This is a genomic window from Pelosinus sp. UFO1 (assembly GCF_000725345.1).
In the GTDB taxonomy this organism is placed as follows: domain Bacteria; phylum Bacillota; class Negativicutes; order DSM-13327; family DSM-13327; genus Pelosinus.
Map to the genome: position 1 here is coordinate 3,350,904 of NZ_CP008852.1, position 21,482 is coordinate 3,372,385.

General features: G+C 39.3%; 21 protein-coding genes, 1 riboswitch and 1 other annotated feature. All 21 genes read right to left on the bottom strand.

Annotated features, from left to right (window positions below; all coding sequences use genetic code 11):
• Nucleotides 1-213: 213 nt before the first annotated feature.
• Nucleotides 214-1,761: an L-glutamate gamma-semialdehyde dehydrogenase gene (gene pruA / locus UFO1_RS15880; RefSeq protein ID WP_038672378.1), complete on the bottom strand. Its 1,548-nt coding sequence runs from the start codon at nt 1,759-1,761 to the stop codon at nt 214-216.
• Between the two features lie 50 nt (nt 1,762-1,811).
• Complete coding sequence (locus UFO1_RS15885) at nt 1,812-2,960, bottom strand: FAD-binding oxidoreductase (RefSeq protein ID WP_038672380.1); 1,149 nt, start codon at nt 2,958-2,960, stop codon at nt 1,812-1,814.
• Nucleotides 2,953-3,231, bottom strand: a complete 279-nt coding sequence (locus UFO1_RS15890; RefSeq protein ID WP_038672382.1) for a (2Fe-2S)-binding protein — start codon at nt 3,229-3,231, stop codon at nt 2,953-2,955. The genes UFO1_RS15885 and UFO1_RS15890 overlap by 8 nt, the downstream gene beginning before the upstream one ends.
• A complete protein-coding gene (locus tag UFO1_RS15895) occupies nt 3,218-3,670 on the bottom strand; it encodes a 4Fe-4S binding protein (protein ID WP_038672384.1) in 453 nt (150 codons plus the stop codon). The genes UFO1_RS15890 and UFO1_RS15895 overlap by 14 nt, the downstream gene beginning before the upstream one ends.
• A 1-nt stretch (nt 3,671) precedes the next feature.
• A complete protein-coding gene (locus UFO1_RS15900) occupies nt 3,672-4,760 on the bottom strand; it encodes an NAD(P)/FAD-dependent oxidoreductase (protein WP_038672385.1) in 1,089 nt (362 codons plus the stop codon).
• Entirely contained in the window at nt 4,757-5,062 is a 306-nt protein-coding gene (locus UFO1_RS15905) for a (2Fe-2S)-binding protein (RefSeq protein ID WP_038672387.1), read from the bottom strand. Before UFO1_RS15905 ends, UFO1_RS15900 begins: the two co-directional genes overlap by 4 nt.
• A 268-nt stretch (nt 5,063-5,330) precedes the next feature.
• Nucleotides 5,331-6,803: a sigma-54-dependent Fis family transcriptional regulator gene (locus UFO1_RS15910; RefSeq protein WP_038672389.1), complete on the bottom strand. Its 1,473-nt coding sequence runs from the start codon at nt 6,801-6,803 to the stop codon at nt 5,331-5,333.
• Between the two features lie 158 nt (nt 6,804-6,961).
• The gene (locus UFO1_RS15915; RefSeq protein WP_038672391.1) at nt 6,962-7,609 is read right to left on the bottom strand and encodes an alanyl-tRNA editing protein; all 648 of its coding nucleotides are present in this window, start codon (nt 7,607-7,609) and stop codon (nt 6,962-6,964) included.
• Nucleotides 7,610-7,649: 40 nt separating this feature from the next.
• Nucleotides 7,650-8,888 carry a threonine ammonia-lyase gene (gene ilvA, locus UFO1_RS15920; protein ID WP_038672393.1) on the bottom strand — a complete coding sequence of 413 codons (1,239 nt, stop codon included), beginning with the start codon at nt 8,886-8,888 and terminating at the stop codon, nt 7,650-7,652.
• A gap of 53 nt (nt 8,889-8,941) precedes the next feature.
• Nucleotides 8,942-9,166 (bottom strand) — a binding site (T-box leader).
• A gap of 169 nt (nt 9,167-9,335) precedes the next feature.
• Nucleotides 9,336-9,959, bottom strand: coding sequence for a DUF47 domain-containing protein (locus UFO1_RS15925; RefSeq protein WP_038672395.1), 624 nt, complete (start codon nt 9,957-9,959; stop codon nt 9,336-9,338).
• Nucleotides 9,960-9,976: 17 nt separating this feature from the next.
• Nucleotides 9,977-11,002 (bottom strand): inorganic phosphate transporter, encoded by a 1,026-nt coding sequence (locus UFO1_RS15930; protein WP_038672397.1) that lies wholly within the window; start codon nt 11,000-11,002, stop codon nt 9,977-9,979.
• Between the two features lie 82 nt (nt 11,003-11,084).
• Nucleotides 11,085-11,444 (bottom strand): MmcQ/YjbR family DNA-binding protein, encoded by a 360-nt coding sequence (locus UFO1_RS15935; RefSeq protein WP_084159850.1) that lies wholly within the window; start codon nt 11,442-11,444, stop codon nt 11,085-11,087.
• Between the two features lie 139 nt (nt 11,445-11,583).
• Entirely contained in the window at nt 11,584-12,045 is a 462-nt protein-coding gene (locus UFO1_RS15940) for a chemotaxis protein CheX (protein WP_038672399.1), read from the bottom strand.
• Between the two features lie 176 nt (nt 12,046-12,221).
• The gene (locus UFO1_RS15945) at nt 12,222-12,536 is read right to left on the bottom strand and encodes an immunity 53 family protein (RefSeq protein ID WP_038672401.1); all 315 of its coding nucleotides are present in this window, start codon (nt 12,534-12,536) and stop codon (nt 12,222-12,224) included.
• Between the two features lie 118 nt (nt 12,537-12,654).
• Nucleotides 12,655-12,990 carry an immunity 53 family protein gene (locus UFO1_RS15950; protein ID WP_038672403.1) on the bottom strand — a complete coding sequence of 112 codons (336 nt, stop codon included), beginning with the start codon at nt 12,988-12,990 and terminating at the stop codon, nt 12,655-12,657.
• A gap of 223 nt (nt 12,991-13,213) precedes the next feature.
• A complete protein-coding gene (locus UFO1_RS15955) occupies nt 13,214-14,437 on the bottom strand; it encodes a WG repeat-containing protein (protein ID WP_256380551.1) in 1,224 nt (407 codons plus the stop codon).
• Nucleotides 14,438-14,604: 167 nt separating this feature from the next.
• A complete protein-coding gene (locus tag UFO1_RS15960) occupies nt 14,605-16,320 on the bottom strand; it encodes an adenine deaminase C-terminal domain-containing protein (RefSeq protein WP_038672407.1) in 1,716 nt (571 codons plus the stop codon).
• A gap of 21 nt (nt 16,321-16,341) precedes the next feature.
• A complete protein-coding gene (locus tag UFO1_RS15965; RefSeq protein WP_038672409.1) occupies nt 16,342-17,670 on the bottom strand; it encodes an NCS2 family permease in 1,329 nt (442 codons plus the stop codon).
• A gap of 501 nt (nt 17,671-18,171) precedes the next feature.
• The gene (locus UFO1_RS24935; RefSeq protein WP_236639219.1) at nt 18,172-18,321 is read right to left on the bottom strand and encodes a hypothetical protein; all 150 of its coding nucleotides are present in this window, start codon (nt 18,319-18,321) and stop codon (nt 18,172-18,174) included.
• 260 nt (nt 18,322-18,581) lie between these two features.
• Entirely contained in the window at nt 18,582-19,868 is a 1,287-nt protein-coding gene (locus UFO1_RS15970; RefSeq protein ID WP_038672411.1) for a homocysteine synthase, read from the bottom strand.
• Between the two features lie 13 nt (nt 19,869-19,881).
• Nucleotides 19,882-21,039, bottom strand: coding sequence for a homoserine O-acetyltransferase (locus UFO1_RS15975; protein WP_236639220.1), 1,158 nt, complete (start codon nt 21,037-21,039; stop codon nt 19,882-19,884).
• A gap of 79 nt (nt 21,040-21,118) precedes the next feature.
• Nucleotides 21,119-21,219, bottom strand: a riboswitch (SAM riboswitch).
• Nucleotides 21,220-21,482: the final 263 nt, after the last annotated feature.

A 21,482-nucleotide genomic window follows, 5' to 3' on the forward strand; every position in this document is an offset into this window, starting at 1 on the left:
AAGAGATAATTATCCCTGTTTAAAGCACCATTGCTTTAATCTGTATTTAATTTTCATTATACCGTGCACTTCTCAACTTGACAAGTGTTTTTTCTAAAAAAACATTTTTTATTTTTTAGAACATTTTAAATACTTTTTTTATGCTCGCACCGTGAAAATAGTAACATTCTTTTACTATATCATCTGAATTGATGCATAAAATCTTTTTATATATTATAGTTTTTCGCAGATGGATTTTGCTTGTAAAAACAACAGTAAATAATCAGCGCCACCAGCTTTTGAATCCGTTCCAGATAAGTTAAAGCCGCCAAAAGGATGAACACCTACTAATGCGCCAGTACATTTACGATTAAAATACAAGTTACCTACATGAAACTCACGACGTGCTTGTTCTAGTTTTGCACGATTCTTGGAGTATACCGCACCAGTAAGACCATATTCAGTGCCGTTAGCAATGGCTAGGGCATGATCAAAGTCATCTGCCGGGATAACAGCTAGTACTGGGCCAAAAATTTCTTCTTGGGAAATCCGCGCTTCCGGTGCAATGCCTGAAAACACAGTGGGTTCTATAAAGTAACCTTGTTTACCAGCTGTAGATCCACCACATTCTAATTTTCCTTCTGTTTCGCCTATTTCAATATAACTTAGAATCTTTTTGTAGGAACTTTCATCAATTACAGGACCAATATTACTATCTGAACTGCTAGCAGCACCAATGCGAAGTGCCTTCGTTTTTTCAACTACTTTCGTTAACACTGCGTCGTAAACATCCCTCACAACAATTGCACGAGAGCAAGCAGAACATTTTTGTCCTTGAAAACCAAAAGCGGAGGCAACAATGCCAGCAGCAGCTTCTTCTATATCGGCTTCACTATCGACAATGATAGAATCTTTCCCCCCCATTTCAGCGACGACTCGTTTAATCCATTTTTGTCCTGGGGACAAATCTGCAGCTAATTTGTTAATACGGAGCCCAATTTCTTTGGAACCCGTAAAGTTGATAAAACGAACTTGCGCATGGGATACCAAATAATCGCCAATCGTTCCACCACTACCTGGAAGATAATTGACAACACCAGCAGGCAAAGATACTTCCTCCCAAAGCTCCATAAACTTAGCGGCAATTACAGGTGTAGAACTAGCAGGCTTCATAATCACTGTATTGCCTGCTACAATGGCAGCCGCAGTCATACCAGCTAGGATTGCCAATGGGAAATTCCATGGTGGAATGACAACGCCAACACCTAATGGGATATATGAACATTCATTCTGTTCTCCAGGATAAGGAGTGACTTCCATCCCTTTTGCGTATTTATCCATCTGACGAGCATAGTACTCCATAAAATCAATGGCCTCAGCAGTATCAGCATCTGCTTCTGCCCAAGTTTTTCCTGCCTCTTCTACCAACCAAGCGGAAAACTCAAATTTACGTCTACGCAAAACTGCTGATGCTTTGAACAAATATAGAGAACGTTCCGCAGGGCAAACATATTGCCAGGAAGCGAAGGCTTGCTTAGCAGCTTCTACTGCTTTTTCAGCTAAATCTACATTGGCCCGAGCTACCGTACCAACAATATCAACAGTATTGGAAGGATTGATAGACGTAATACGCGCTTCTGTGTTAATCTTTTCCCCACCAATCACCAAAGGATAATGAGCACCTTTTTCTAATTGTACCGCAGCCAATGCTTTCTCCATAGCCGCTTTGTTTTCAGGGATACCAAAGTTGGTAAACGGTTCATTTTTGTATTCTGTAATCATGTAGTATTCCTCGCTTTCTTATTTTAAAATACCAGACTATAATTATTTGATTATACGACAGAAGGTTCTACAAACAGCTCGCCTCGTTCAAAACGCCCTGCATCAAACATTTGAATTGGGAATGCCGTTGGTTTACCCACTATCATTTCAGCCATCAATTGTCCTGTAATCGGTGAAATCATGAAACCATGCCCACTGAATCCTGCCGCAGTATAAAAACGCTGCAATTGTGGACTATTACCAAGTATAGGAGTACGATCAGGACACATGTCATATAAACCAGCCCACTGCCTGACAATATTTAGCCCCGCTAAGGGAGGTAATATTTCCACCACTCGTTCTACCATATCACGTAAAAACTGCCAACTGGAATTGATATCGTATCCTTCTGGTTCGTTCGGATGACCAATTCCCATAATAAAGCTGCCATGAGGACTTTGTTGACAATATAAGTTATGATAAAAACTCATTACCATGGGTCCCATAGTAGGTTCTACAGGCTCTGTTACTAAAATTTCATGACGTTCTGGAAAGATTGGTAGTTCCACGCCAACCATACGGCCTACTTCTTTGGCATATCCTCCTGCCGCATTGACAACTGTATCTGTTTGAATATCCCCTTGGTTTGTACGGACGGACACAATCTTGCCATTTTCCGTTACAATTCCTAATACCTGTGTATTTGTATAAATTTCAACCTGTAGTTTTTTTGCAGCTTGGGCATAGGCTTCCGTTACTTTGAAAGGGTTACAATGACCATCTTCCGCGCAATAAGTAGCACCAAGCATTCCTTTTGTATTTAGGAAGGGCACAATCTCTAGGGACTCTTCGGGTGTTACCCACTTTGCTGGAATAGCAAGGGAATTTTGCAGAACTAAATTTTGTTTAAACTGTTCTGCCATCTTTTCAGAATAAGCTGGCATAAGATACCCGTTTTGCGTAAATTCAATATCTACATCTACATTGAGTAATTCAGGCAAATGGGATAACATTTTGACGCTTTCTCTCGATAATAGGCAATTGGTCTCCGTTCCCCACTGCATTCGCATGCCTGCACCACAACGGCCAGTAGATCCACTCGCTAGGTAGTTTTTCTCCAATACCACGACTTTTCCCGCCCCTAATTTGGCTAGGTTATAGGCCGTAGAGCAACCAACAACACCACCACCAATAACAACAACATCTGCCGACTTAATCATGTTTTTCCCCTCCTAACAAAGAAGCCATTTTAATCGGTAAGGTAGAGGGGCGGAATTTTGCCAAAGGAATTTCAGAAATGGGTTTTCCTGTTGCCTTAGCAATTTCGTTGGCAATGAGAGGAGCGCAGGTTCTTCCCTGGCAAGGCCCCATGCCAGCGCGACAGGCCCGTTTAATTTCTTCTATAGTGTGTTTTCCTAGTGCAATTTGTTCTCTTATTTCCCCTAATGTTATATCTTCACAACGACAGATAGTAATATCATTTTGCTCCATCACGTTCCTCCTTTCTCAGGCGAATGCTACGAACCTCCATAGCTAACTCCTGAGGTACAGATAACCAAATAATATTTGTTTTATTTGGTGAGTTCTGCACACGAATGACTTGAGCACTGCCTACACACTCGCCTTGACGATTTAATGCATCCACCTCTTCCTTAGCACTGGGCAAAGGAGAAAACTCATAAGGGATTTTGACTAAGGCAACTTCTTTACCATAGGTATAATCTACTACGAAAATTGATAATCCTGGGCAATGGGTCATACAGATACCACAACCATTGCAAAGTTCTTCATTTAAAGAAGGACAATCATTTATTTCTTTCACCGTAATGGCTCCTCGCGGACAAGCATCGGCGCAGGGATTACAGGGAATTTGCTGCAAACATTCAAACAAGGCAACTGGACCTTCAGCAAACCGTTCTTTTGATGGCATTCTATCCGACCTCCTCTAAGACAACTTTGCTAAGTCCATTACATATTTTCACACTTGCAGGGCCAGACCGTAGAGCACTTAATTGAGATTTTGCTTCTTGAAGGTCCTTCAAAAACGTAGTAGTTGTATAGCCTAGAGCTGACGCAACGTAAAGTCCTGCTATTTTTCCTTCTACCATAGCCGCCGAGGCTTCTTCCACACCAGAAACATCACCTGCAACATAAATATTCTCGTGAGTCGTTCTCATATTTGCATCCCGCAAAGGCACATAGCCACCTAACTCTCCTGCATACTTCATCTTACAGCCAGCCTGCCACAATAATTCTGTCAAGGGACTTAAGCCAACAGCTAGGCAAAGTCCATCTACAGGAATATATTGATCACTTCCCTCAATTGGTTGCCAATTTTCGTCTAGTTTGCAAATGGTAACGCCTTCTAAATAAGAATCGCCGTGAGCTGATTTCACAGAATGAGAAGTATAAATTGGTACGCCATGACGTTTTAACTTAGCGGCATGAACTTGATACCCACCTACTTGAGGCGCTGCTTCTACGATACCTGCTACCTCAACACCTGCCTGCAATAGTTGATAGGCAACAATTACACCAATGTTTCCTGCTCCTACCATTAATAATCGTTTGCCTGGTATAACACCATGTACGTTCATTAAGGTCTGCACTGCCCCTGCACCATAAATACCTGGTAGATCATTATTAGGAAATGCCATTGTTTTTTCCGAAGCACCTGTTGCAATAATGATTTTCTTTGGCTTTACAGTGCAGAATGCACCTTCATGAGAAATGGTAACAACTCCGTCAGGATAAATTCCAAGTACTGCTGCATTCTTCCAAAGTGTTATATTTGAACATTCTTGACTTGAACTAATTAACTTATTTGCTATATCGATTCCTCGTTCACCAGCAAATTCAGCTTTTGAACCAAAAAACTTATGCGTTTGTTTGATGAGCTGCCCACCTAAGCGATCGGCCCTTTCTACTAAAAGTACCTTTGCCCCAGCTTCTGCAGCATGGATGGCTGCCATTAAACCAGCAGGACCAGCACCAACCACTAGTATTTCTGTAGTGATCATAGTATCTTCCCCTTCCCTTCTTGCGTCTCAACAGCCATACCAGCACGAAGGGGTTCGACACAAACTCGTACATTTGGAATTTTATCTACAGTCATTAAACAAGAAGAACAGTTTCCAATCGCACAAAAAAGACCACGAGGACGATGACGTTCATGACTATGACGCAATACCTTTATATCAGCCGCATGTAATGCAGCAGCAATAGGCTCTCCCTCTACTCCTTCTAACCTTTGACCATTTAAGGTGAAGGAAACCATGGTTTGTTGTGGAAATGTCAAAATTGGATGGTTGACAATTCTCATAGTTAAACACCTCCTGCCTTAAACTATTGCAACAACCGTGCCAACTATATAAAAACATTTATTTTTTTGACACACACTACTGTAATTTATAAATAAAAAAAGCCTCTACATCCTTTAAAATCAATATTTTAAAAGATACAGAGGCGTTTGGAAAAATAAATCTACAGACATAAATAATAGTAATAAAAGCTTTCTTGTTTACTTGAATAATACCTTCCTGCTTTTCGGTTCTCCCAAACTTTATCTAAGCGTTGACGATAGTGTCAGTTTATTGACACTCTAATCCTAATCTTTGCATTTTGTAGTAGAGAGTACTGCGAGGGATGCCTAATTTTTTCGCTGCCGCAGCTTTATTATAATGCTGCTCAGATAATACCTTGGCAATCATTTCTTTTTCTAAACTAATTGTTACCTCAAGAAGACCAGCATCCATTACCCTAGTTTCCGAATCCACTACATGGCAGACCAGTTGATTGAAATTACTCGGTAAGTTATCCATACCCAAGAAATTACTATCTGCTAGAACAACCAACCTTTCTAGAACATTAAATAACTCTCTAATATTTCCGGGCCAAGAGTATTGAATCAGGGAAGCCATAAGGGCCGGATCTACTTTGCTAATCTTTTTATCGTGAAGGTTACCGTAATATTGAATTCCTTTATGAACCAGTTCCGGAATATCATCTAAACGTTCCCTTAATGAGGGCAAAGATACTGCCACTACATTTAAGCGGTAATATAAATCTTCCCGAAATTCACCCTGGCGGATCATTTCTTCCAAATTACGATGGGTAGCTGCAATAATTCGCACATCAATATGGATGGCTTTATTACCACCAACTCGAAAAAAGCTTTTATCTTGTAAGACCCTTAATAGCTTAACTTGCATATCTTTAGGCATATCACCTAATTCATCCAGTAATAAAGTTCCCCCATTTGCTTGCTCTAATAAACCTACTTTTCCCTTTCGATCTGCTCCTGTAAAGGCGCCTGGTTGATAACCAAATAACTCGCTTTCAAATAAATTAGGCGATATCGCTCCGCAATTTATGGCAATAAAAGGTCCACTACATTGACTGGCATCGTGAATTGCACGGGCAAAGAGTTCTTTTCCTGTACCACTTTCACCTCGCAGTAATACTGGCACCTTTGTCGAAGCAACCCGTCTAGCTATACTAATGGCTTCGCGAATCGCTGCACTGTGACCATATATAGCCGCAAAATAATCGGCTTGGGAATGAATCTTATCAATTTCTTGCTTTAAGGATTGCACTTCCTGATGGGTTTGCGATAATTTTTGATTTAATTGTACTACCTCTGTAATATCCCGTTCTGCACAAACTCCACCAATCACTTGACCCCACAAACGTACGGGCCTAGCATTAATGAGCACATGAGTATCAGGACAAGGTGTATGATATTCTTCATGAACGGTTCGACGCTCTTTCATCACTTTAGTTAACATCAAATTCGAGAAAAAGCCTTCGATGGGTTTCTCTATAATCTCATCCGCAGCAATGCCGTATAAAAGCTCTGCATGATGGTTCCACACTACCACTTTATCAGATTCATCAATAACACATACCGCTTCATTTACTGTATCTAGTAAGGCTTCTAACCTAGCTTGCTGCAATTGATATAAAGACAATAGTTCTTGAAAACCCTCGATAATCTTATCTGACTGCTCTGCTTCAATATATGTGGATAATTGTTCCAGCGTCAAGGGAATTTGCATGCTCATAGTAGAATACCTCCCTCATAAATACAAAAAAGATGCCCAATACAGAACGACAATCGTCCCTGTACAAGCATCTTTGCTTGTGTCAGTTTGCTGACACTTTTTTCTTTCATTATAAGATAAGGATTATAAATAGGCAATAGTATTTTTTTAACATCCTGCTACTCAGTCAGATATATTTCAATTCTTTCTTTGTTTTTCCCTAAGCCTTTTCCTCTTTTTAGACGAATTCCCCCTACTTCACCAGTCCGTTTAATATGGGTTCCACCGCAAGGAACCTTGGCGAAACCGTCTATTTGCCAATAACGAGTTTCCTTTTCTTCATCACTAAAGGCACTGGTTATTGGAACATCCGCTTTTATTATTTCCTCCGATTTTTCTTCAAGCAAAGGAAAGGCTGCTGAAATGTTTCCTTCCCATTCAAAATCCACTCGTGCTTTATCTGAAGTAATATTTGCGCCGATTTTTTTAGGATTATGAAAGTGTTGCGTCATTAATTCTAAGATAATTTCGGCAGCAAAATGCAAGCGCATAATTTTGTATCTTTTCTCCCAGTCAACAACAAGGTTAACTGTATCACCAACTTTCAGATCTTGCTCTGTGTCTAACCTATAATATATTTCCTTTTCGACTTTTTTTGCCTCTATAATCTGGTAATCATTCATAGTACCAGAATCTGACGCCTGTCCACCAGAAAAGGCATATACTATAGTTTCATCCAAAGTAATGCCATTTTCATCAATAGAAGTTACTGTTGCAATATGTTCTTTCAAGTATGGATCTTCCCAAAATATTTTTTTGACAGTCATATTGTCACCTCATATGTTAGGATAATTTAACTTATTCTTTCTAATAAATTTTTTGAATTTCTATCCCATGCTTCTGGAATGCTGATTCAATTTCTTCCACATGACAATGTCCATTTGTTTCCACTGTTACTTCTAGCTGAACTTGTTTAAAGCTATCCATAACCTTAGACTGATTATGATCTAATTTTATTACATTTGCATTTGAATCAGAAAGAATTTTTGCAACATGTAATAACTCACCTGGTTTATCTGGTAGATTGACAGTAAAGCAAAACAATCTGCCACGAAATACAAGTGCTTTATTAATGATGGCAGAAATGGTTAAAATATCAATATTTCCACCACTTACTAAACAAACTACCTTTTTCCCCTTCGACTGTAATTTTTTTAGCCCTGCTAAAGATAATGCTCCTGCACCTTCGGTAATCAGCTTATGTTTCTCGATTAAAAGTAGTATTGCCTCTGCTATATCAAAATCAGAAACCGTAATAATCTCATCTACAAATTCTCTAATAAACTCAAAAGTTAACGTCCCCGGCCTCTTAACTGCTGCCCCATCAGCTATGGTATCCACTTTCTCTAGTTCCGTTACTTTTCCCTGAGCAAGGGATTCCTTTATACAGCAGGCTCCATCTGGTTCCACTCCGATTACCTTTATGCTTGGTTTTAGCATTTTTGCAACAAAAGCCACCCCGCTAGCCAAACCGCCTCCCCCTATGGGAACTAGTATCTCATCAACATCTTCTAAATCATTTAGGATATCTAAAGCCACAGTACCTTGCCCAATGATAACATCCAAGTCATCAAAAGGATGAACAAAAACATAATTATGCTCCGCCTCAAGCTCTCTCGCTTTTTTATATGCTTCGTCATAACTATCACCATATAAGACTACTTCTGCACCATAGTTTTTCGTCGCCTCTACCTTGATGATCGGTGTAGTAGCCGGCATAACAACAGTAGCCTTAACTCCAAGTAATTGAGCAGCATAACCAATACCTTGGGCATGATTTCCCGCAGAAGAAGCGATAACACCTCTGCTTTTCTCTAATTCATTTAGTTTACTCAATTTATTATAAGCACCACGGATTTTAAAAGCACCTGTCATTTGCAGATTTTCTGGTTTTATGAATACACGATTTCCACACTCACTACTAAAAACTGGACTTTCAATGAGTTCTGTTTTTTTTATCACGCCTTGCAATTTTTGGTTTGCTATATAGATATCTTCCATTGATACATAAGAATTTTCTAGTTTAAAAGGTTTGCTGTTTGACATAAAGTTACCTCCATATATTTCAATATAAATAAAAAAGCCCGTCCTTGAAAATATCCAAGGACGAGCTATACCCGCGTTACCACCTTAATTGCATAATAATGCCTCTTATCAGTTCTATCAAACCTAAGCCCAATAACGAGGCTACCCCGGTATTTCTTACTACCTTTCAGAAATACAGTTCTAGAGTGATCTTCCCCCACCGCTCATTGTCAACTCACACCAAACGTCAACTCTCTGAAAATTTGCTAGTAGGCTACTATCTCTATCATTACTATTGTTCTTTATGCTTTGAGATGAATTTTATCATTGCGCTTATACAATGTCAATGTTTTTTACGATTTATCCCGCGTTTTTGTAATATTTTTATTTTACGATACCATACCAAGAGACTATTGTTGTTCTTTTTTAATACATACATATTTCTCAAGATTAGGACAAGTTTATCTCCTACGTAATTCGCACTATAACCTTATGCAAAATATCTGTAGTATATCCTAGATGGATGGCCGCATCCTTAATATGATGATATACCTCCCTATATTTCATTGCATACATAAGGTCTCCCCGATTAAAAAGCTCTACCATACCGTCGCGATAATCAGCTTCCACCCGTAACTGTACTTCACGAATGCTTTCTATATAAGTTTGCGACTTAATAGGATCTCCCTTTAATAAGTCAATTGCCTCAGCAAGCTGCTCCGTTCCTTTATATAATTGTTCTACCATTTTTATAATAACTGAGTCAGCAAAGACTTCAAATGCTTCCATTTCTTCTAAGGTAGACTTAGCATATTCAACAATCCTATCCATTTCTACAGAAAGAGAATAAATATCCTGCCTATCAAAAGGAGTAACAAAAGCCTCTACTAGATTATTTTCCATAGTAAATCGAATCCCATCTGCCCGATCTGCCTCACGGAACACTAGCTGATAATCTTCCTTTGATCTACTAGAAATCCATTTTTCTAGACTTTTCATACCACTACAAGTAACCAAAGCTTGATCATGTAACATCTTATTAAAATCCCATTTGACAGGAAATAATCTTTCCCAAAAGTTATTTTTAGCCATAGCACCCTCCTTAATTACTACCCTACTATAGAATATAGGAACGCCGCTACCATCGCAGATGCTGGTATGGTAACGCACCAAGCAACAATAATTTCTTGACCAATCTTCCAATTGACCATACGAAATTCGTCTGCCGCTCCTACTCCTACCACACTACCCACTACTACGTGGGTTGTAGAAACAGGTGCTCCTAAAGCTGTTGACAAAATAACGGAACCACCTGAAGACAATTGAGAATTCAAACTATGGATAGGACGAATGGTATAGATATCCCGCCCAATCGTTTTCATAATTGACCATCCGCCAAGCATGGTTCCCAGAAACATAACCGTACCACCAAATGCATTAATCCATAAAGGTTCTACATGACCAAAAGGTTCATTGGCAGCTGCTAAAGCAAGGGAAATAACGCCAACCACTTTTTGTGTATCATTGGCGCCATGACTATAAGCTAATAAAGCAGCAATAATCCATTGCACTCTTTTTATCCAACTATTTATTGTTATTTTAGCATTCCGCAATATAAGATTCGAGGTAAACTGGAGGAGGAATGCAACTATAAAACCTAATAAAGGGGAAAACAGTAATGCGATCACAATTTTGCTAATTCCAATGACTTGATGTTCTGGTGATAGGAGTTCTTTCCACCCCCATAAAATATATTCTGTGCCACGAGAAACCCATACTGCCCCTACTAATCCCCCTACCAACGCATGAGTAGAGCTGGAAGGAAAGCCAAACTTCCAAGTTACTAGATTCCATATTACAGCCCCCATCATAGCCGCTAATAATATTTTTAGTAATGCTGTTTCTATAGGGACAGCAACAATTGCAGAGACTGTATTTGCCACTGCACTACCACTCGTTACTGCACCAATAAAGCCCCCTATTGCCGCCAAACAAATTGCTTGAACTGGAGTGGCAGCCCCGCATGAAATAAAAGTCGCGACAACAGAGCTTGCATCATGTAAACCATTTGTTAATGTGAAAACAAGCGCCGTCAAGATTACTATAACTAAAATTAATTCAGTAGAAATACCCATCCCTCAATTCAACATAAACTTCTATCTACAATAGAGTACCCATAATACAATATCATTTACTCTTTTTAACAATCTTTCATGCCTATGTTGTTATTTTTAACCTAGCTCGCTTTTCCCGAGTAAGGGACTTAACGACCAAATCATAAGAGTGATCTATGAAACTCCTTATCTCCTTCTCAGGAATACTGCCATCCAGTAATAAGGTGTTCCAATGGCGCTTATTTAGATGGTACCCTGGTAAAACGCTTACATATTGCTGACGTAAAAGTTCTGCATAATTAGGATCACATTTTAAGGAGAGATTTACCTGTCCCTCCCTACGTGATAAAAGTGCAAACATTTTTCCCATCACTTTCATAACAATTACATCTGGGCCAAAAGGATAGTCCTCAATTGCACCTTCCTTACACAAACAGTAAGTAAAAAACTTTTTAGAATCCACATTCACTCCCCCTGCTATAACTCTTTGCCTTACCACAAATACGTAGTAAGTGACTACATTCCATTTAATATAGTAAAACCCTGCAAAAATTCACAAGAACTCTTACAGGGTTTTGCATGTATAACAATGTCTTTGACACTTACCCAGCATTAAGGCCAATGGACATTTCCACTGGGCAATTATCTACTATCATTTCAATAGCAATATATGTACTATTACATACCTGAATTTTTGTATTCTCCTGCAAAAAAACAGGAGGGTTGACTTTTACCATGAATCCTTCCTTATTTAAGGAAGTAGATGCATGAGAAACAACCATATTAAACAATTCACAGACTGCACTTTTAGCCATATCATCAATCGTATTGATTACAGTCCCCATCATCATAACTGATGAAATTTTCTTAGCCGTCTGTTCCGACATATTAAAAACAATATTTCCATCGCTTTGACTTTTCACACCAACCTGCACACTAACTCCAAGACTATCAACAAACTGTTCTTTGGAACAAATTTTACCTCTAACAATATTTACAAATCCAACTTGAGGCATCACGCCCGTAAATGCAATTAAAAAAGGGTTAATAAATTTGGCATCCAAACCTTTGTCCTCCCACACCATAATACATGATCAGAAAATAAATTACTCCACCTAATTTCATATATTTATGCAATTTATCGAAAGTCTAATCAACAGTAGATTAAATATAGAAGATGTACTCTAGTCATTAAAGCCTGTCAGAAATTTGCTTGAGTAATTCTTGCCAAAGCACCTGATTATTTTTTCTTTCTAAAATTTTTATCGACTTTGACTAGCCAGGTTATAAATACGATTAAAATTTCTTCTAAATTTCCAGCCCCACCGGAACCGTTAAAAATACTATTTTCTACTTTACAATGCACCCAATCATCAACACTTCTTTCCACTTTATATACAGGAAACTCCTTGCCATCAACTCTCGTATCAACTAAATTAATAGAAATAAGCCATCCTAGCATGTCAACGCTTTGAATTTTAACATTCCAGTCATGTTCCCAATCACCTTCGCAATTGCTGATGTACCATTCTTCTAACAATTTAATAACATTCATTATTTATCTCCTACCTTGGTATTTTACTTAAATAATGGTCATCCACCTCATAAACTTTAGGGGAAGAGTTACTTGAAAGAAATTATCTACTACAAATCTTCTTGGAATATTCAGAGTATTAAAACTCATATTTGCTGCAAGGCGATTTAAATTCTTCTTTCTTGCTTAAGTCAGTAACCCATTCTTTGAATATCTCTAGTATCTCTTCCAAATTTTCAGGTCCTCCAAATCCTTTGAAAATATTATCATTAACAAGGCACCGAATCCAATTATTATCGCTCCTGTCAAGATAAACAGTTTCAAATGTTTTTTGTTCAAATCCTGTACCCGTCAAATCAATTTTTATAGACCATCCTGGATTATCTACTGTTGTAATCTTCACACCGTAACAATGCTCACAATTGTCATTACAATTTTTTTTATACCAGCCAGCCAACCATTTTACTAAGCTCATTTCTTCAGACTCCTTCTGGATTTGTCTATTCTAATCATTTTCCCGTTTCGAACCGTTACAGATACAATAATACATTTTGATTTTTTTTTCGTCTGCCAAAAGGTATATGTTTTAACATTTTTTATTATATTTATATATTTTTTTACAAAAAGTGAGGTCAATGGATTTTATCCATTGACCTCGTTGTGCTAAATAGTCTTTAAATTTTATAACAATTCCTTTTTTAAGATTGTATATAGTAACTCTTTTCATTGTCTAATAGTGCTTGGTTCCAAAAAATTCCTACATCACTAAATTGCGGAGTAATAGCCATCTTCCCGTTTGTGTCCATATAACCCCATTTGCCATTCTTCTTCACAGCTAAGAGCCCAAAGGATCCCCCCATAAGATCTGAAGAACTGTTAATTTCCGCTGGAACAACAAACTTCCCAGTTGTATCTATAACTCCCCATTTTCCTTGCATCTTTACTTTGGCAAAACCGCAAAAGAATCCGAGTTTTTCTTCAAGAAAAGAATTATTCGCTGGAAATCCAATTTCATCAAAGCGAAATGGTATTACTATTTTACCATTTGTATCAACAAACCCCCATTTATCATGTACATTTACGGCAGCCAGTCCCTCATGAAATACGCTGGAAAAGTCATACTTAGTTGGTACAACCTCTTTTCCCGTTTGATCAATATATCCACGTTTCGTATTTTGCGGTAAAAGAGCATTATTAAATTCCGGGCCGCCAATACTCATTGTACCGGAACCATACCCTACAGCTGCAAAAAGTGAAAATGATGTTTTTTCGACTCTCACTTCTGCAATTCCGTTTTTAAATGGAAAAACCTGATCATAACCTGATGCTATCACATTACCTTTCCGATCTATGTAGCCAAATTTGTTACCGTTTTTTACTGTTGCAACGCCTTCTTGGAAACTGCTATTTACATCAGCAAATTGTTCCTTTATCACTAGAACTCCACTTCGGTCAATAAATCCATATTTCCCATTTACCTTTACGACTGCTACTCCCTCGCTGAAACTATAAGCATCCTCAAAGTGAAATGGTATAATCACCTTACCGGTTTTATCAATATAGCCCCATTTCCCCTCGTTCTTAACTGGTGCCAGCCCTTCAGAAAATAAGCCGGCAGCCTTATATTTAGGTGAAATTACCATTTGATCACCAACTTGGTAATACCCCCACTTTCCCCCGCTCTTGACTAGAGCTAGATTTTCTTTTGGTCCCGACACTTCCTCAAATTCTACTGGAACGGCAACTTTTCCCTGCGCATCATAATATCCCCACTTCCCGTTACGCTTTACCGTTGCAAATCCACCATCAAAGTTGCCCACATCAGCAAACTCTGCAGGAATCACCATCTGGCCATTTTTGTTATAAAAACCCCAACCAGATTCTTTCCTTACTGCAAGGAGCCCTTCTTGGAATGATCTAATTTCTTTGCATTCCGCAGGAACTTTCTATCACAACCTAATCCGCATTCCTGGACTTGATATTCGACTTCACCATCCTGGTAAACACTAAAATACTAGCCAAAAAACCATTTTATCAACTGATGTAACCCTTGAAGAAGACTACGGCTCTGTTAGTTCTTCCCCCCTCATTATTCGATAATAAGCGGAACCAACTTTTGCTCATTTACTTTGATAAGTCCTTTATCCGTCAATTTCAATTCCTGGCTGACAGGCAACGACAACGTACTTATGGACATAATGCTGTTTGTATGCTCATATCCCAAGTGTTGCAGGGCCTTTTTAACACCTGCCATTTCTTTCCCCAGTTCGGCCAATGGCTTATCAGACAAGATACCAGCTATGGGAAGATCGGCTTTTCCTATCACTGCATCATTTTCTACCACATAGTAGCCACCTTGTCTTTCAATGACACAATTGGCTGCTTTTAGCATATCTTTATGATTCTTGCCTAGTACCAGCAAATTGTGATGATCATGAGCATAGGTCGTAGCCACCGCACCGTGCTTGATGACATCACCGCCGACCAGTCCAAAGCCCATATTTCGATTTTTCCCGTGTCTTTCCAGGACTACAGCCAAACAGCAGGAGGTACTTTCCCAATCCAGCACATGATTGCGCACCGGAATTTCGAAGAACTCCTCTTTAGTAAAAGTGGTACCGGAACTAACTATCATAACACGACAAGTAACTAGGCCGTCAGCTTTGTCTGTTTTTATGGTAAAACAGTCCTCTGTTAGCAAGGGTAACTGGACGCTTTTATAAAAGTGGGGTGGAAAGGAATGATCAACTTTTTCCTCAACTGCCACTTCCCCTTGATTAAATACTTCCTGTCCCTTTTTAAAAGTTCGGCAAATATTAAAATCCTGTAGATTGTCTAATAAAACAAAATCCGCAATTTTCCCCGGAGCAATGCTTCCCCGGTCTTTTAGTCCCATCCTTTGAGCAGGGGTGAATGTTGCAGCGTAAATGGCATTTTCAGGCTTCATGCCTAGGGCAATGGCCTTTTTTACAAGAACATTTAAGTGTCCTCTTTGGACTAAGGAATCGGGCATCACGTCATCGGTTACAAAGGCAAAATGTTCATAGAGCCTATGTTCCATCAGATAATCAACAATTTCTTGTTTCAGGGATTTTTCCTGGATTTCAACAAACATACCATTTGCGATTCTCTCTTTGAGTCCTGCCACCGTCTGCTCGGTATGATCAGAATCGACTCCGGCGAATATAAACCTAGACAATTCTAGCCCGACAAGCCGCGGACAGTGGCCCTCTATGGCTAAATGGGGCTTGGTTTTTTTTACATGCTGAATGAATTGATTACTTTTTGAATCTTGTTTATACACAACATCTACATAATTCATCACTTCACCCAGACAAATTACACCATCCATGTCCAGCATTTCCTGCAAATCTTCAAAGGCAATCTCTCTGCCACTTGTTTCCAATTCAGGACTGGTGGAAGGAACAGAACTGGGGATGGCAATCAGCACATCTACAGGGCAGTCCTTGGCAGCGTCTATCATGGCTTTAATTCCTTCCAAACCAAAGACATTGCCCATCTCGTGCGGCTCGGCCACAATAGTAGTTACGCCATTTTTGGCCATTGCCTGAGAGAATGTCAACGGTGCCGCCATGGAACTTTCGATATGCATGTGAATATCAATCAACCCTGGAATTACATACTTTCCTTGTCCATCGATGATTTTCTCAGGCTGGAATATATCAGTTTCTTCTGTGCCAATGTAAAGAAACTTTCCATCTAGTATGGCAATATCACCAGAGACAAATTGTTTAAAATACGCATTAAAAATCCGCGCATTTTTTAGCAATAAATTAATTTTCATTCGAGGCTCTCCTTCTTACACCTATTTCATACTGGTCAGCGAATAGAAATAATACATCAGCACCAAACTTAACAGGTAGTGCCCATAAACCAATTCTTTAGAACGACCGGCAGCTACCTTCATAATGATATAAGCGATAAACGCCGCTGAAATTCCATTGCCAATGTTAAAGGTGAATACGGTAAGAGCAATACACAGAAAAGCCGGGATATACTCGGTAATATCGTTATAGTCAAGATTGCGCAATCCGCTCAACATGCTCATTCCCACATATACCAGAATGGGAGCTGTCGCCGCTGCCGGGATCATCAAAGCCACAGGAGTAATAAATAATACCAGTAGAAAGGCAATAGCAGTCGTAATAGCCGTCAATCCAGTGCGTCCGCCAGCTTCAACGCCCGCACCGGATTCGAGGTAAGTAATTAATACCGGAATGGTGACGAATGAACCTAATGTAGCGGCAATGGAATCTACCAAAAATACCCGGTTTAACCCTGGAAGATCACCGTTCTTATCTAAAAAACCTGCTTTACTGCCAACCCCAAGGGCTGTACCCATGCTGGAAAAGAAATCAGGCAGAAAGAAGGCAAATAAGAAGGGTATATATTTCACATCAAGAGCACCCACAATATCAAAACGGAAAATTACATCACTTATGCCGGCAGGCATACTAAAAAACGCAGTAGGAATTTTGGTAACTCCTAAAGGAATTCCGATTAAAGTCGCCAGCAAAATGGTAATTAATGCGCTGCCGCGAATTTTGCGTGCCTCTAAGATCAATAGAATGACGAAGCCAATCACAGCCAAAATAACAACAGGTTGGGCAAGATTATCGAAAGACAATGCAGTTTTTTTCGCATCGGCAGCAATAATATGAGCATTGCGCAAGCCAAGCACACAAATAAATAAGCCTACTCCAGCACTAATAGAAATCTTGATTCCCTTAGGAATAATGGCAGTAATAAAATCTCGAATACCAAATATGGTAACAATTATAAATAATAGACCACTAAGAAAAACAATGCCGCTGGCCACTTCCACAGGCACTTTCTGCAATTGAACAAGGGTAATCGAAAAAATAGCCACACTCCCCATGCCAGGCGCTAAAACAAAGGGCCTGTTAGTATACAGCCCCATGGCAACCGTGGTCACAAAAACCATCATCACCATTGCTGTAAGGATCTGCCCTGTCGGTAGCCCTGCTTCTCCCATCAATTTCGGAACCACTGCCAATGAATAGGCCATGGTAGCAAATGTTGTAATGCCAGCAATAATTTCCGTTGTAACATTGGTACCAAGTTCCTTCAGTTTAAATTGTTGTTCAAATACTTTACCGAATCCATTGTCCATTATATCTGCCTCACATTTCTTGAATTATCTTTTACGTTTTCCCGTTGTTATTTCGAGTCAGGTGACGGTTCTTCGACTCGAACCCGCCACATACTCATAGTTTTTCTTTGTAAAATATAATACCTTTAACACTTTATTTACCTTTAAACACAAAAATCCTGCAAAACTTATCTACCTTTGGGAAATCTCCGGAATCAGTATAAGCCGGCCCTCTATTATTTGTTTCCTGCTGCATTAAGAAAAGCCTGTCCTTTGCAGGAAAAATATTGGATACTGTAGAAAGAATAGCAAAAATGCAAATTTTTCCCATTACATAGATATACTTCAGTGAATGGCAAGAAGTAGCGTCATCTTTGAGTGAAAGGGTGAGAACTTGTCGAATCTAATCGAAGAATATATCGTGAAGCTCAAGGCGGCGGATAGTCAGCTAGAGCAAATAATCAACCTGCGTCAGGAAGCGGAGCCACAAGTGTCAAGGGGACGGGGTTATCGACATCTTAGTCAAGCTTTTAAAACAATACCTCTATTAATACCCGTAAGTCTTTCAATTTGTCGAATCGATAAATTATACTTCTGTTTTAGCTTTCTTAAGTATGTATTTCTTATTAGAGTAATTCCGCTTTCACTTTTCTTTCTAGCCGTTCGTGGCATACATTCCACCCCCAAGATCATCTTACTTTGGTATAATTTAGTTGTCAATAACCCCGTCCCCTTGACATCCCGTTGATAATTTTTTCGTCTGCCAAAAGGTATATGTTTTAACATTTTTTATTATATTTATATATTTTTTACAAATTTCATCGCCAAATAGTAAAAGGCTACAACTATGATATCCTCTACTGATATCATAGTTGCAGCCCTTTTTACTATATTGTTTTATTTTATAAGGAGGTTACCTCAAGCCTTACAGTTTACTTCGCAACAGCCAAAGCTTGATTCAAGTCTTCAATAAGATCTTCCACATCTTCAATGCCAATAGACAATCGTACCATGTCATCCGGCACTCCAGCACTGGCACGTTGCTCTGATGTGAGCTGAGAGTGAGTGGTACTTGCAGGATGAATGACAAGAGACTTAGCATCCCCAACATTTGCTAATAAGGAAAATAACTGTAGAGAATCAATAAATTTTCTACCTGCTTCTAACCCACCTTTGATACCAAAGGTTAATATAGCACCTGCTCCACGAGGAAAATACTTTTTCGCCAAATCATAATCTGGGTGATTGGTCAACCCTGGGTAGCTTACCCAACTCACACTTTCATGTTTTGCTAAATGCTCAGCAACGGCTTGCGCATTCTCGGAATGACGTTTCATACGTAAATGAAGAGTTTCTAACCCTTGCAAAAATTGAAAACTATTAAACGGGCTGAGGCACGCTCCTAAATCCCGCAGCACTTGAATTCTCAGACGAATGATAAAAGCCAAAGGCCCCAAGGCTTCTGTATATTTTAGTCCATGGTAACTTGGATCTGCCTCACTCAATAATGGAAACTTGCCGTTGTCCCAGTTAAATTCACCACCATCAATCACTAAGCCACCCATAGATGTACCATGCCCACCAATAAACTTCGTGGCAGAATGAACAACAATGTCTGCACCAAAATCCAAAGGACGACATAAATAAGGTGTGGCAAACGTGCTATCAACAATTAATGGGATCCCATTTCGGTGGGCCACTTCGGCAACTTTTTCAATATCAAAAATATCAATTTTAGGATTTCCAATCACTTCACCATATAGTGCTTTTGTCTTTGGCGTAATCGCCTTTTGGAAGTTTTCTGGGTCCCTTGGATCAACAAAGGTTACCTTGATCCCTAAATTAGGCAAAGTATAGGAAAACATATTATAAGTACCACCATACAGCGTCGAAGAGCTGACAATTTCATCTCCTGCTTGAGCAATGTTTAAGATGGCTCCACTAATTGCAGCATGCCCAGAAGCAAAGGCTAAAGCCCCGACGCCACCTTCAAGCGCTGTAATACGTTTTTCTAAGACATCAGTAGTAGGATTAGTCAAGCGACTATAAATATTACCAGACTCTTTTAAACCAAACAAATTGGCAGCGTGCTCGCTATCACGAAAGTTATAAGCAGTGGTTTGATAAATGGGAACTGCTCGTGATCCTGTTGTCGGATCTGGCTCCTGACCACCGTGAACAGCTAAGGAATCAAAACGTAATTTTTCTTGTACTGACATGTTATACACCCTCCTAATTTTTAGTTACTTTACCTATAGTTAGCTTTTTTATAAACTCATTGATCAAGGGCCTTAATAAATGAAAATCAATTAAAAAGCCATCATGACCATGAGGACTTTCAAGTAAGGCATACTCGGCATCCACTCCGCAATCACGCATAGCTTCCACCAATTCTTCTTGCTGGTAAGGAGGATATAAAATATCAGAACTTACCCCCACAACCATTACTTTCCCCGTAATTTGGGCTAAGGCATCCTCATAGCTTTTACAGCTATCTGACAAATTATAATAATCTAAGACTCGTAGTAAATATAAGTAGGAATTCGCATCAAAACGGCGCGCTAAGCTATTCCCTTGATGATCTAGGTAATTTTCAATTTCAAAACATCCATTGCGGCGTTTCCGTCCAAATTTTCCTTCCATAGACAATTCGGATTGATAGGTAATCATACCTACCGATCGGGCAATTGCTAATCCTTTTTCTGGACCATTCCCGCCATAGTAATTTCCACCTTGCCAACCTGGGTCAAGAGTTATAGCTTGCCGTGCTACCTTATTATAAGCAATGGACTGAGAAGATGAATATCCCGGAGCGGCAATTGCCATAACACCATCCATAAAATCAGGATAAGTTACAGCCCACTCCAAAGATTGCATTCCACCCATAGAACCGCCAATAATTAACTTAACATGTTTAATCCCCAGCAAATCTAGTAATCGTTTCTGTACCTGCACCATGTCTAATAAAGTTATTTCCGGGAAATCCATGCCATAGGCAAGCCCATTTTCTAAGTTAGGAGAAGCTGGACCTGTTGTCCCTTGACAACCACCAAGCACATTGGCACAAATAATAAAATACTTATCTGTATCTAGGGGGCACCCTGAACCAACCAGTGGTTCCCACCAACCTTTTTCGTCATGTTGGTTATGGGCGGCTGGATGACTATCACCTGTCAAGGCGTGATGTAAGAGTATAACATTATCGCCTTTTTCGGATATATGTCCATAGGTTTCATATGCTACAATAACCTCTTTTAATATTCCCCCTAATTTGAGGTGCAAGGGATTTTCTGTATCAGCTACTTTAGCCATCTTTAAATAAGGCCGCCACTTAAATCCTGGAAAGTAAGTTAACGTTGTCTGCATGCTACGGCTGTTATCTAACAGCATCCATATACCCTCTCCTCACCATCTCAAATATATAAAAAACCCCTCTTATAAATAAGAAGGGTTTTTTATATAGTAAACCTTCTTATCTCCCAGGATTGCTCCTGCTGGAATTAGCACCACTGCATTACTGCCGGTTGCTGGGTGTCATTGGGCCAGTCCCTCCACCACTCTGGATAAGATTCAAATATTTAGTTGTAACGTTGTAAACCTAATGTTGTTACTATATCATGAAGTATCCCTAATAGCAATACTTATGATTTGTTTCATTGGTGATTTCGTAAAATGTTTTTGCAATATTTGGCATTCATACTATCTTTTTATATCCCTGTTGTATTCATTACAGAAAATGTCTAATGTGTATTCCCTTCTCTTAAAGTGAAACTGTACTAGTACAGTTTCACTTTATCCTAATTGCGCTCCTTCTTTTAGAACTATATGATTAT